At 28.3% G+C, this 13,646-nt stretch carries 16 protein-coding genes; 10 read left to right on the forward strand and 6 right to left on the reverse strand.

The genetic code is table 11. From position 1 onward, the window contains the following. The 10 genes from ybeY to RWN11_RS05075 form a co-directional block, all read left to right on the forward strand. Positions 1 to 294, forward strand: a 294-nt coding sequence (ybeY, locus tag RWN11_RS05030) for an rRNA maturation RNase YbeY (RefSeq protein ID WP_314160689.1), incomplete at its 5' end; no start/stop codon positions are given. 2 nt (positions 295 to 296) lie between these two features. Continuing rightward, entirely contained in the window at positions 297 to 1,205 is a 909-nt protein-coding gene (gene era, locus RWN11_RS05035) for a GTPase Era (protein WP_314160690.1), read from the forward strand. Next, a complete protein-coding gene (recO, locus tag RWN11_RS05040) occupies positions 1,189 to 1,920 on the forward strand; it encodes a DNA repair protein RecO (RefSeq protein ID WP_314160691.1) in 732 nt (243 codons plus the stop codon). Before era ends, recO begins: the two co-directional genes overlap by 17 nt. A gap of 14 nt (positions 1,921 to 1,934) precedes the next feature. Beyond that, a complete protein-coding gene (racE, locus tag RWN11_RS05045) occupies positions 1,935 to 2,729 on the forward strand; it encodes a glutamate racemase (protein ID WP_314160692.1) in 795 nt (264 codons plus the stop codon). 10 nt (positions 2,730 to 2,739) lie between these two features. Beyond that, positions 2,740 to 3,324 (forward strand): XTP/dITP diphosphatase, encoded by a 585-nt coding sequence (locus RWN11_RS05050; protein ID WP_314160693.1) that lies wholly within the window; start codon positions 2,740 to 2,742, stop codon positions 3,322 to 3,324. Then, complete coding sequence (locus tag RWN11_RS05055; protein ID WP_314160694.1) at positions 3,314 to 3,526, forward strand: ferredoxin; 213 nt, start codon at positions 3,314 to 3,316, stop codon at positions 3,524 to 3,526. Before RWN11_RS05050 ends, RWN11_RS05055 begins: the two co-directional genes overlap by 11 nt. A 202-nt stretch (positions 3,527 to 3,728) precedes the next feature. Further along, positions 3,729 to 5,852, forward strand: coding sequence for a DNA translocase FtsK (locus RWN11_RS05060; RefSeq protein ID WP_399536049.1), 2,124 nt, complete (start codon positions 3,729 to 3,731; stop codon positions 5,850 to 5,852). Positions 5,853 to 5,923: 71 nt separating this feature from the next. Continuing rightward, positions 5,924 to 6,763, forward strand: a complete 840-nt coding sequence (locus tag RWN11_RS05065) for a hypothetical protein (RefSeq protein WP_314160696.1) — start codon at positions 5,924 to 5,926, stop codon at positions 6,761 to 6,763. A gap of 119 nt (positions 6,764 to 6,882) precedes the next feature. Continuing rightward, a complete protein-coding gene (pgsA, locus tag RWN11_RS05070) occupies positions 6,883 to 7,452 on the forward strand; it encodes a CDP-diacylglycerol--glycerol-3-phosphate 3-phosphatidyltransferase (RefSeq protein ID WP_314160697.1) in 570 nt (189 codons plus the stop codon). A 53-nt stretch (positions 7,453 to 7,505) separates the two neighbouring features. Next, a complete protein-coding gene (locus tag RWN11_RS05075) occupies positions 7,506 to 8,045 on the forward strand; it encodes a GrpB family protein (protein ID WP_314160698.1) in 540 nt (179 codons plus the stop codon). A 314-nt stretch (positions 8,046 to 8,359) separates the two neighbouring features. Here the strand turns inward: RWN11_RS05075 and xerS are convergent, their stop codons facing one another. The 6 genes from xerS to trmB all read right to left on the reverse strand — a co-directional run bounded on the left by xerS (position 8,360) and on the right by trmB (position 13,614). After that, entirely contained in the window at positions 8,360 to 9,406 is a 1,047-nt protein-coding gene (gene xerS, locus RWN11_RS05080) for a tyrosine recombinase XerS (protein WP_314160699.1), read from the reverse strand. A 469-nt stretch (positions 9,407 to 9,875) separates the two neighbouring features. Next, positions 9,876 to 10,064, reverse strand: a complete 189-nt coding sequence (rpmB, locus tag RWN11_RS05085) for a 50S ribosomal protein L28 (RefSeq protein ID WP_003144993.1) — start codon at positions 10,062 to 10,064, stop codon at positions 9,876 to 9,878. 117 nt (positions 10,065 to 10,181) lie between these two features. Beyond that, the gene (locus tag RWN11_RS05090) at positions 10,182 to 11,582 is read right to left on the reverse strand and encodes a gluconate:H+ symporter (RefSeq protein WP_314160700.1); all 1,401 of its coding nucleotides are present in this window, start codon (positions 11,580 to 11,582) and stop codon (positions 10,182 to 10,184) included. A gap of 75 nt (positions 11,583 to 11,657) precedes the next feature. Further along, entirely contained in the window at positions 11,658 to 12,194 is a 537-nt protein-coding gene (locus RWN11_RS05095; protein WP_314160701.1) for a DUF1697 domain-containing protein, read from the reverse strand. A gap of 67 nt (positions 12,195 to 12,261) precedes the next feature. Further along, positions 12,262 to 12,819, reverse strand: a complete 558-nt coding sequence (efp, locus tag RWN11_RS05100) for an elongation factor P (RefSeq protein WP_003145634.1) — start codon at positions 12,817 to 12,819, stop codon at positions 12,262 to 12,264. Between the two features lie 150 nt (positions 12,820 to 12,969). After that, positions 12,970 to 13,614, reverse strand: coding sequence for a tRNA (guanosine(46)-N7)-methyltransferase TrmB (gene trmB / locus RWN11_RS05105; RefSeq protein WP_314160702.1), 645 nt, complete (start codon positions 13,612 to 13,614; stop codon positions 12,970 to 12,972). Positions 13,615 to 13,646: the final 32 nt, after the last annotated feature.

A 13,646-nucleotide genomic window follows, 5' to 3' on the forward strand; every position in this document is an offset into this window, starting at 1 on the left:
AAAGATGTTCCTACTGATGTTATTTCTTTTGCGTTAAATGATGAAGTAGAAGATGAAATTGATATTATTGGTCTTGAAGATGAGATTAATTCTATTGGTGATGTAATTATCTGTGTTGATATTGCTCATGAACAAGCAAAAGAGTATGAACATAGTTTTGATAGAGAAATAGGTTTTCTTGCGGTGCATGGATTTTTACATTTATTAGGTTATGATCACATGACTGAAGAGGATGAAAAAGAAATGTTTGGTAAACAAGATGAGATTCTTGAAAAATTTGGTTTAAGGAGATAAACATGTTTGAAGAACAAATTAAAACGGGATTTGTCACTATCATAGGTAGACCTAACGCTGGTAAATCTACGTTATTAAACAATATACTGCAACAAAAAATAGCCATAATGTCGGATAAACCGCAGACAACTCGTAACATTATAAATGGTGTTTATACTGATAATGACTCACAAATTGTCTTTATTGATACACCTGGTATTCACAAGCCAAAACATAGGTTAGGTGATTATATGATGAAACTTGCAAGTAGCGCAATTCAAGAATCAGAGATAGTATATTTAATTATAAATGCAAGTGAAAAGTTTGGTCCTGGAGATCAGCATTTAATTAATATTGTTAAGGAGTTAAAAGTTCCAACATTTTTACTTATTAATAAGATTGATTTAATATCACCTGAACAACTTATTCAAATTATTGAATTTTATAAAGACTTATATGATTTTGTTGAGATAGTTCCTATTTCAGCATTAAAGTCAATAAATGTTGATAATCTATTAAATACAACAAAAAAATACTTACAACCAAGTTTTAAAATGTATCCAGATGATGTAATTACTGATTCTCCTGAGTATTTTGTAATATCAGAATTCATTAGAGAAAAAGTATTGCAATTAACAGAGCAAGAGATTCCTCATTCAATTGCCGTTGTGATTGATAGAATAGAAAAACAACCTGGTAAAAAGAAAAATATTATAGCTACAATTGTTGTTGAGAGAAAATCACAAAAAGGTATGATTATTGGTAAACAAGGTAAAATGGTAAAAGAAATTGGTTCTAGAGCAAGAAAAGATATAGAGGTTCTTCTAGGAGAGAAAGTATTTTTAGAACTTTGGGTTAAAGTAATCGATAACTGGAGATCAAAACCAAACCAAATTCGTGACCTTGGCTATAGGGATGATATCTTTGACTAATAGAAATTTTATTACAGGAATAATAATAAAAAAAATAAGATATAGAGATTACCATGAAATATTACATGTTTTAACTGAGCAGGGTAATATAGAAAGTTTTTTTTATGAAAATGTCCATAAAAGTAAGAAAAAAATTAAGGTGAGTACACCGTACGAGGTGTCGATTAATTTTTTTTCTACTAGTGGTATGAACAAAATTACAAACCTTGAAATTGAAAATACGTATACAAATATTGTCTATGACATATTAAAAAATAGCTATGTTGCTAATATGTTGGAGTATGTCAATTTAATCAATGATGATACATTTAATATGTATAAGTTATTGAAAGTATGTTTAAAAAATATAGAAAATGATGTTTCAGAAAAACTTGTTTTAATATATTTTTTGTGTCAAATTTTAAAAGGTCAGGGTTTTATGTTTAAATATCAAAAAACAGATCAGCCTTATGTAGGATATAGCTTTTTAAAAAATAGCTTTGTTGATAAGTTTAATATAGATTATAGTGTATATGGTCTTAGTGATTCATTAGTGAAACTTACATACTATATGACTGTTAAAAGTATTGACTTTTTGGAAAGTTTGGAAATAGAAAACAAAGATTTAATTCGATTATTCTCATTTTTAAATATGGTATTTAAAGAATTTGTAGGAATAGAAACTAAATCTTATACTAAAATATTAGAACTCGAGGAAATGTTAGGTTCTAATTAAGAAAGAGGATATATATGAATAATGCAATAGGAGTATTTGATAGTGGAGTAGGTGGACTAACCGTTGCTCGCGAGATTATGAGACAGTTACCCAATGAAACTATCTATTATTTCGGTGATGTTAAAAATTGTCCTTATGGTGATAAAACAAAGGAAGAAATAATAAAAAATACAGATAGAGCAGTGAAATTCTTAATAGATAAAGGTGTGAAGCTGGTTGTTTTAGCATGTAATACTGCGACAGCTGCGGCTCTAGACTATCTACAGAGTAAATATGAAGTCCCTATCATAGGAGTTGTTCAACCAGGAGCAAGACGAGCTATACAAGCAACAGAGAATAACAAAGTACTAGTATTAGGAACAAAGTTCACAGCAAACTCAAAAGTATATGATATAGAAATTGAAAATATCAATTCTGATATTATTGTTTTTGATAAAGCTTGTCCAGCTTTTGTACCGTTTATTGAATCAGAAGGAAATCTTGATAAAGAAGCTACTAAAAATTTAATATCTGATACATTAAGTAATACTAACACGTTAGGCGTTGATACTGTAGTTCTTGGATGTACGCATTATCCAATATTGAAGAAAGATATAGAAGATTATTATGGTAATAATATTAAAGTTATTTCTTCAGGAAGAGAAGCAGCACGCGAAGTAAGTACTGTTTTAGGATATGCAAAATTACATCAGAAAAAGCTAAATAAAAAAGAACACAGATTCTTTATTTCACAAGAAAGTGATAATTTTAATAGTATTGCTTCTAAGTGGTTAAAGAAAGATATTAATGCAGAAGTAGTTGAAATATAGGAGTGATAAAATGAAAGAATTGATTTTAGCATCAAATAATGCACATAAAGTTGAAGAAATTAAAAGCATACTGAGTGATTATAATATTCTAACTTTAAAAGATATTAATTTTACTGATGAGATTATTGAAGATGGATTAACATTTGAAGAGAATGCTTTAATAAAGGCAAGAACAATCTCAAAATACTCAGGAAAAACTGCAATAGCAGATGATAGTGGACTTAGTGTTGAACTATTAGAGGGTCGTCCTGGAGTTTATTCTGCAAGATATTCAAAAGAACAAACTGATTCAAAAAATATAGAGAAAGTTTTATCTGAATTAGATGGTAAAAAATCAAATGCTAAGTTTGTATCAGTTATAGCTTTAGTTAAACCTGATGGGACAGAATTTACTTTTAGAGGAGAATGCCACGGTGAAATTATCTCTGAGTTAAGAGGTAATAATGGCTTTGGATATGATCCTATATTCTATGTTCCAAGTTTAGAAAAAACATTTGCAGAACTTAGTTCTGACGAAAAAAATAGTATCAGTCATCGAAAAGAATCATTGGAGAAATTTTCTAATTTTTTGAAAGAAGAAAATAATGAAAACTAAAATAATACGAGAAGATTGTATTGCCTGCGGTAATTGTAATGCAATATGTCCTGATATATATGATTATGACGAAGATGGAATAGCGTATTGCATTATCGATGATAATAAGATGACTGAGGAAGTTGCTGAAAAGTATCGTAGTTTAGTCTTAGAAGCAAAAGAAAATTGTCCAACTGAGGCAGTATTTGTAGAAGAAGACTAGAAAGGAGAGAAGATTGAGCAATAAAAAGACAAAAAAAACAAGTAAAACTAATAAAAACAAAAAAGCCACTAAGGTTAGTGGTAAAAAGACAAGTGTAAAGAAAGCTCCAAAGAAAAATGTTATTCCCGTTTTGTCTAAAGAAGCCTATCGCGGATTATATTTTGTAATTTCTGTTCTTATAGTAATTTTAGCTGTTTTACAAATGGGATTTATTGGTAGATTTTTTGATGCACTTTTTAAATATTTACTCGGAAGTTTTAGTTATCTTATCTATATAATAATAGTTGCAACGCCGATATATTATATTATGAATAAAAAGCTAAAAACTCCAGCAATTATAGTAATATTATTAATTTTAGTAGATTTTCTATTTCAGTTAATTTACATTGGTAATAATGATAATAATTTGTTAGGTTTTAATGATATTTACAATAATAGAGTTAGTTTATATGGTGGAGGATTATTGTCTTATTACCCTGTTAAATTCTTAATTTATTTATTATCTTATTATGGTTCATTATTGGTGATAATATCAGCTATAATAACAGTTATATTTTTATATTTTAACATTAATCATAGGGAGTTAGTTTTAAGGATTAAACATCATATAGTTAATGCATTTGATAAAAATGAGTATATGGAAAATACTTTAGATGACTATCAGGATGAAGATGATATTATCTATGACGAATATAATTCATCTAATGTTAATAGAGAGAACTCTAATGAACAGAGATATAATAAAATTAAAGATAAAGATTTAGTTGTTGATATAAGAGAATTTAAAGAAGATGAAGAATTCTATGATGAGGAAATTATTCAAAGACCTACTAGAAAACAACCTAAATTAAATAAAGAACATATTACTGTTGAAGAAGAAACGGTTAATGAAATAGTTTCAGAAGAATCATATGATAATTATCAACTTCCACCAGTAACACTACTTAATAATCCAGTTAAGAAGAAAACTATTACTAAAGGTGATGTAGTAGAAAAATCAAAAATTCTTCAAAGTACATTTAATAACTTTGGTATAGAGGTTAAGATTGTTAAAGCAATAGTAGGACCATCGATTACACAGTTCCAAATCTTACCAACCCCAGGAACTAAGGTTAGTAAGATAGTAAACTTGAGTAATGATATAGCACTAAATCTAGCAGCTAAAGATGTACGTATTGAAGCACCAATTCCCGGTAAATCATTAATAGGTATAGAAATACCTAATACAGTAAATGAACTAGTAACGATGAAAGAGGTTTTTGTCAATGATGAAGATAATTCGCCACTATCTGTTGCATTAGGTAAAGATGTATCAGGTGAATCAATTTTCACTAGAATCGATAAAACACCTCACTTATTAATAGCAGGTTCTACCGGAAGTGGTAAATCAGTTTGTGTAAATACGATAATTACAAGTATATTATTAAAAAATAAACCTGATAAAGTTAAATTGATAATGATAGATCCTAAGATGGTTGAACTATCTATTTATGATGGTATTCCACACTTACTTACTTCTGTTGTTACAGATCCAGTAAAAGCAGCTGATGTTCTTCATAAAGTAGTTCTTGAGATGGAAAACAGATATAGAGAATTTGCAAGAGCTAGAGTAAGAAATATGGAAGGGTATAATCGAATAGCAGCTAAAGACCCAGATTATAAAGAATTACCATATATAGTTGTTATAATAGATGAATTGGCAGATTTAATGATGGTATCTTCTAAGGAAGTAGAAGAATCAATAGCTCGAATTGCACAGAAAGCAAGAGCAGCTGGTATACACATGATAATAGCAACTCAAAGACCATCAGTTGATGTAATTACAGGGGTTATTAAAACTAATATTCCATCGAGAATTGCGTTTGCAGTAAGTTCTAGTATTGATTCAAGGACTATCCTTGATAAATCAGGTGCAGAAACATTACTAGGTAAAGGTGATATGCTTTATTTATCAGCTGAATCTAGCAAGCCCGTTCGCATACAAGGCGCTTTCTTATCTGATGAAGAAGTAGAGAAAGTTGTTGACTTTGTTAAGAGTCAGTCTGAAGCACAATACGATCCAAATATGACACCAAGTGAAGTAAGTTCACAAAATGGAGGCTCATCCGATGAAGATGTAGATCCATTATACAAAGAGGTACTATTATTTATAGCTAAAACACAGAAAGCTTCAGCTTCATTATTGCAAAGAAGGTTTAAAATAGGTTATAATAGAGCTGCGAGAATAATAGATATGCTAGAAGAAGATGGATACATTGGACCTGTAGATGGAAGTAAACCTAGAAAAGTATTTCTAGAAAAAGAATATGCAGAGGATTATGAATAATGTTATTCCTACGCATATGTTTACATAAAATAATTTATGTAAACTAAATAATAAAATAGAGGTGAATAAAAGTGAAAAAAAATAAAAAATTATTAATTGGATTGTTAACTATAGTAATTATGGCGGTAATTGGTTTGTCTGCTTATGCGTATCAAAAACAACAAACGCTAAATAATAAACCAAAGGTAGAGAAGAAAAAAGAAGATTCTAAGTTAGAAGAATTAATCAAAGATACGACTTCTAAGTTTTATAAAGAGAATGATTTAAATAAAAAAATTGAAATTTTCAAATCTTTAGTTGATAAAAAAGATGAAATTTCAAAAGAGAAAAAAGATAAGCTAACTAGTGAGTATAATGATGCAATTAAAAAAATGCGTGAAAAAATTTCAAATAGCATTAAAGAAAAAATAAAGAAGGCTACTTTAAGTGATGATGATAAGAAAAATAACGAAAAAGTAGAAGTAGCTAAAAAAGAATTAAATGATTTACAGGTCTTATTAGATAAAGAAAAATCAATTATATTTGAAAAGAATGAAGATTATGATGCTGTTGTTCAAAGTATAAAAGATGCTTTAACTGCGCTTGATACTTCTAAAACTCCAGAATCAACTCAAACTCAACAATCTAGAGAAACACATTCTACACCTGATGCAGTGGAAGCTCCTGTTAGTCAACCTAATACTAGTTCTAATTCAAGATCATATAATTCAAATACTAGTACTTATGGTTCTGATTCAAATTATACATATAGACCAACAACTCCATCAAATAACAATACTACTAGCGAACCCGCAGGTGGCAATACTCGATCAACATCAACTATAACGCCTCCAGCAACACCAGAAACTCCAAGCACACAACCTACAGCAACACCAGGTAATACTGATTCAAATGCAAATGCAAGTGCATAACTATAAAATACGGGATAATTAGATTTATCCTGTATTTTTTATTGTAGCATATTATAGAATATGTTATAATTATTAGTGAATTAAATTTATATTTTAAGTTAGAAGGGTAAGTAAAAATAATGAATCTACCGAATAAAATAACATTATTTAGAACAATATTAATACCTGTATTTATAGTATTCTTATTAGTTGATATGGGAGGAAGTATGTCTATTCTAGGCGGAAGGAATATATCCTTAAATATCTTTATTGCAGCATTAATATTTATATTTGCGTCATTTACCGATTTTATCGATGGTTATTTAGCAAGAAAATATAATTTAGTTACAAATATGGGTAAATTCTTAGATCCATTAGCAGATAAACTTCTTGTAGGTAGTGCATTTATAGTTATGGTTGAATTAGGTTTAATGCACAGTTGGATGGTAGTTGTAGTAATTGCAAGAGAATTTGCTGTAACTGGTTTAAGACTTTTAGCTGTTGAAAAAGGTGAAGTTATACCTGCAGGTATCTTAGGAAAGCTAAAGACTATTAGTCAATTAATCGCTATAATTCTTATATTATTAGGAAATCCTATTTTTAATATAATAGATTTCAAACTAGATTATATTCTTTTATGGATATCAGTAATTTTAACGATACTATCTGGAATCGAGTATTTCAAAAACTCATTACATGTATTCAAATAATGTTAGTGATAGGTTCATCCTATCCTAGCATTTTTTTAGAGGTGGTTTTATAAATGAATAATATATTAAAAGATGAGGATTTTAAAAGAAAATTCCCTATAAAACTTGTTAAACGTAATAATGAATGGGCAAGTTGGTATGAAGATGAAAAAATAAATTTATTATCTAAACTAAAAAAATATAATGTAAGTATTTATCACATTGGAAGTACAGCGATTCCAAATATTTATTCTAAGGATATAATAGATATAATTTTAGAAATCTATAAAGATGATGATTTTGATAGTATAATTGATATTCTGAATGTAGAATGGGAACTACGTTGGATAGAAGACAATAGAGCTTTCCTAGTCAAAGGATATGGGGAGGATGGTTTTCAAACTAAAGTCTACCATCTTCACGTAAGAAGAAAAGGTGATATTGAAGAAGTTAAGTTTAGAGATGTTTTAATAAAAAATCCAAAAATAGCCAAACAATATGAAACGTTAAAATTAGATTTAGAACTAAGATATAAGTATGATAGAGAAGGCTATACTGCAGGAAAAACAAAATTCATAAAAGATATTATAAAAAGATATAGTTTACATAAATAACATTATGTAAATTTACTTCTTTTTTATTGAAATACTTAAATAATCCTTGAATTGCAACTATTGACCAAACACCTTCAAGTAAAACAAATCCCCATTGTTTTCCAATAAATGCATCTATTCCTAAAATTAGAGTACCAATGGCATTTAGTAATAGATAATTAAGTGAAGTTGTCTTAAGTTTTCCTAATTGACTAAATACAAATCCTATTAGTAATTAATAGTGATCCTAAAACTTGTACAATTATACCCATGTTTAACCTCCTAATTTTTTAGTAACTTTTATATTTTACCTTAATAGAAGATATAATTCAATACTAATCATCAAGTTTATCGATATTTTGCTTAATAATCTTTTTTGATTCATTAATGTATAGCATTGACGTATCACTGTTAGAATGCCCCATTTGTGTCATAATTATTGGTATATTACCATTTGTTTTTAGAGCTAGTTTTGTACCGTAACTGTGTCTTAATTTATGCGGTGACATTGGGACATTAAAAGCATCTGTATATTTCATTACTAATTTTTGAATAGCTCTTATTGATAATCCTGTTTTGTTTTTACTAATAAATACATAATCTTCTCTATTAAGTTTAAAAGGTAGGGAAGTAATATATTCATTTAGTCTATCTAAAGCAGATTTGGTAATTATTACTGTATCTACCTTATTACCTTTTCTGATAACATTGATTTCACTATTTAGAAAGTCTATGTCTTTTACTTTTAAATTAGCAAGTTCGTTGACACGAATACCACTCTTTAAAAATAGCGTTAGAATAGCTAAGTCTCTTGCTTTATCTCTTAAGAAGAATGATTTACCATGGTTAGACAAAGTCTTTTCATATTCAAACTCAACATACTGTAAAAATTCTTCGTCTTGAGAATCTAAAAATATCTTTTCTGATATTTTCTTTGATCTTGAAGACAATGTTTCTTTAACTCGATTAATAGGTATTTTAAGCATAACATTTCTTTCGAAATAAGCTTTACCTTGCTCAGTTTCACTTGTTACTGTAAGGAACTTATAAAGTGATCTCATAGCAGCTTTATAGTTATTTATAGTAGTCTGACTACGGTATTTACCATTAATTTGTTCACGAGATAGACTTTTGAAATAACTTTCCATTTCTTTTTTTGAAATATTTTCTAATGTAGAAAGACTGACATCTTTAATAAGTTCAGCATCAGATATAGTTTCTCTGATAGTCCAATTTAAAAAGTTCTTATAGGTTTCTAAATATCTATGCAAAGTTAATGGAGATAAATTGTCATAATATGTATCAATAAAATCTTCTATGTAGTCAGGAAACTCCGGAAGTATTTTGTTAATCTTTTGTTTATAATAATCACGTTGATTCATTGGTATTACTACATTCTCCTTATTTTTATAAATTATACATATAATATGTATTATACGAACAATTATATTATATCATATTTTGTTAATTCTTTCAATATATGTTTGTCCCCTAATATTTTTAATCTGATAATTTTATTATTATAGTTTTTATACTATTTGTTTTAAGTATTATTATTTTAAATTAATTTTGTATCAAAATATGATATAGTATATTTTATTTCTTAATATTAAAACCAATTACCGTATTTTTTTGCTTTCTGCTCTCTATAAAAAAATATCACCTATTTAAACGCCGTATAAGCGTCCTAGAATTATTTTTTGTATAATTATTCCAAAAAGCACTAAAAACGCTCAGAATTGATTTAAATGCCTATTTTGTTATTTTTTTGTTATTTTTATATTATTTATTATTAAATTAATGTAAAAAGCTATCTAAGTTTCCTTAGATAGCTTAAAGTTTATCGCTTAATTATACACGCTCAACTTTTCCAGATTTTAAAGCTCTAGCAGAAACCCAAACTTTTTTAGGTTGTCCGTCTACTAAAATTGTTACTTTTTGTAGATTAGCTTTGAATTTTCTTTTATTTGCGTTCATTGCGTGTGAACGAGTATTTCCTGAACGAGCTTTACGTCCAGTTACGTAACAAACTTTTGCCATGAATTAATCCTCCTTTTGGAAATAGTTTATTCATAACATTTACTACATACACAATTAATAATATAACATACCTTAACATAAATATCAAGTAAAAACTTTAATTTATAATAATTTTCTTTATGCAAACGATGTTATAAACAATATTATAATAAACGCTATGACAGAAGATACTGTTGTTCCTAGTGTCCAGGTTTTAAATGTAGTTTTAAAGTCTAAATTCAGATATTGTTTAAATAACCAAAATCCAGGATCATTCACATGTGAACAGAACATACTTCCTGCTGTGATGCTTAACATTATAAACACTGGTGAGTAACTTACAGTACTAACTAGTGGCTCGACAATAGCAAGTGTTGTTATTGCAGCTATTGTAGCACTACCTAATGATATTCTTAGTATAGCAGCTACTAAGAAGCTAATAACGATTGGTGATAGATTAAGACCATTAGTCAGTCTAATAATTTCATCAGTAACTTTAGAATCAACTAATACTTGTTTTAAACCACCTGCAGCACCATTAATTAGTAACACCACTGCAATTGTTTTAAGAGATTGGCTTAGTAATGGAACAATACTTCTTATTCTTAAACCTTTTGTTATCATTAATTCAATAATAGCTATTAATAAACTTATTATTAATGCAGTAACTGGGTTACTTATAATTGTTAAGAAAGCTTTTATTGTTTCTGATAAATTAGGTATAGCTAAAGCTATTGTAGGAATCGTAATTAACAGAACTGGTAATAGCATTAATAAGATAGCAAATGTAGTACTCATAGTTTGATTTTCAATCTTTAAAACGCTTATATTCTTTTCTTCAATATCTGAATTAACTCTTGTTTTTACTAAATTAGAATTAGTTAATAGTAAACCTCCAATAAAAGCTGTAGGTATAGCTACCATTAAACCATAGTAAAAAACCTCTGCCATGTTTAGTTTAAATGTTTTAGTGATAATACTTGGACTAGGATGCGGCGGGAATAAAGCATGAATAGTTAAAACCCCTATACTTGCGGGAAGAGCTAGATATATCTTATCTAGTTTTAACTCCTTTGCTACTGCAAGAATAATTGGAATTACTAAAATAAAAGCTACATCAAAGAATAAAGAAAAACTTATACACATTCCAGCTATAAGTAAACCTAATTGGATTCTCTTAACTCCAAATACACTAATCATTTTCTTTGCCGTAATCTCTACTGCACCTAATTCTTCCAATATTTTACCAAACATTGCTCCTAGACCTAATATTAATGACAAATGTCCTAGAAGAGATCCAGTCCCCTTCTCTATAGAATCTATCAATGTATTAGGGGAAAGTCCTAAAAATAATCCTAGAATAATAGCAACTATTAATATTGATAAAAATGGCTCAAAATGTAATTTTGTTATTAAAAATATAAGAGCACTAATACCAATAAAAACTAACAATAATTTATAGGAATAATTTCCTAAAAAAAATGCCAGTGAAGAGTAGATTATTAATCCTAAGATAATAAATATCTTATCTAATTTCATTATATTCTCCTTAATTTTTCATTAGGTAATTATAACATTATTAGTATAGATAAGTAAAGGTAAACGCTTTATAATTTATTTTTTTAAGAGATAAGCTATTTTTTCAAATGTTCTTGAGTTTCGTATAGTAACAGACTTATAGAAACTTTCTTTTATTAAATACTTATGATAGGAAGTTTTTAAGTAACTTGTTTCATTGTATTTACCCCAGAATACGGCATTTTTTCCGAAATGAACTGCTTCATCTTGTAGAGGCATTTGTTCTATACGAGCTCTCATAAGTGAATGGTCTATTTCATTTGTATAAAATAATACATCTTTTCTATATAAGTCGTTAAACCACCAGCTCGGTAAGTTTTCGAGTTCCTCAAGATATTCACTCTGACTAAGTATTACTTTATTAATTTTAAATGAATAACTATTCAATATCTTTGATATGTTTTGATTTACAGTATCGATGCTATCACTGGTATCAAATATTATATTTCCACTATTTATATATGAAATAATATTGGTATACCCTAAATGTGAAATCATATCCTTTAATTCAGCCATTGAAACTTTATTCTTTCCACCGACATTAATACCGCGAAGTAAAAGTACGTATTTCATTAGTTTCTCCTTTTATAGAAAACTCTCTATCATCGAAATAATAGAGAGTTTTATCATTATTCTTAAATTATGCTCTTGATACGTAAGAACCTTCTGCAGTATTGATAACTAATACGTCTCCTTCTTTAACGAATAGAGGTACTTGTAGAGTGTATCCAGTTTCAACTGTAGCAGCTTTAGTAGCTCCTTGTGCAGTATCACCTTTAACACCAGGTTCTGTTTCAGTTACAGTAAGTTCTACTGTTGTTGGTAAGTCAATTCCTAAGATTTCATCACCGAACATTAAGATTGAAACTTCCATGTTTTCTTTTAAGAAGTTTAATTCATATTCTAATTGTGCTTCAGGTACTTCGATTTGCTCGTAAGTAGCATTATCCATAAATACATATGCTTCACCAGTTGAGTAAAGGTATGACATTTTTTGGTTGTTAATTTGAGCTTTAGCAACTTTTTCACCAGCTCTGAAAGTTTTATCGTTAACAGCACCAGTACGCATATTTCTTAATTTAGAACGTACAAATGCAGCTCCTTTACCAGGTTTAACGTGTTGGAATTCCATTACTTTCCAAATGTTTCCATCAACTTCGATAGTAACTCCAGTTTTAAAATCATTAACTGATATCATTATTGTATTTCTCCTTTAAATTGTATTAATATTATTATAAATAAATTCTTTTTTAAAATCAAGGTATAAACTAATAATTTTAGTGTAATTTATACAAAGAAAACCAATAAACATTTTTAGTTTACATAATTATACTTATGTAAACTAAAGTTATTTACTTTCTTTTACAGCCTCTACCATGTAGATTCTATTACCTTTTCTAATAAACTTATCTTCATACTCAGTATGAACGTTCTCTTCTTCATAGACACTATTAGTTAAATCTAAAGAAAGTCTATTAAAAGTAAATCCGTATTTAGCATAACTCATTAAACTGTATTCGAATAAACCTTGGTTATCAGTTTTTTGAACTATTGTTTTATTTCCATTTAAGATAGTTTCATAACGTGCTAAAAACGTATGAAATGTTAAGCGTCTTTTCTCATGTCTTGTTTTAGGCCATGGATCAGAGAAGTTTAGATATAATTGATCAACTTCACCTTCAGCAAAATATTCTAGTAGATCTTCAGCATTTCCTGAAATAAGCTTTAAGTTTTCTCTATGAGTTTCTTCAACTTTATCTAATAGAAATGTTAAGACAGTTGGTTGTGCCTCCATAGCTATAAAGTTAATTTCTGGGTGTTTTTCAGCAAGTGTATGAATAAACTTACCTTTTCCACTTCCTATCTCTAAGTGTATTGGATTATCATTTCCAAAAATTTCTTTCCATTTCCCCTTATTATCCTTAGGTTGTAAAAATACAACTGGACTATTCTCTAGACGCTCTCTAGCATCTGCTCTATTTCGAACTCTCATTCATGCACCTTTCTATTTTAATTCTATTGTTT

The organism is uncultured Gemella sp. (assembly GCF_963519265.1).
Taxonomy (GTDB): Bacteria; Bacillota; Bacilli; order Staphylococcales; family Gemellaceae; genus Gemella.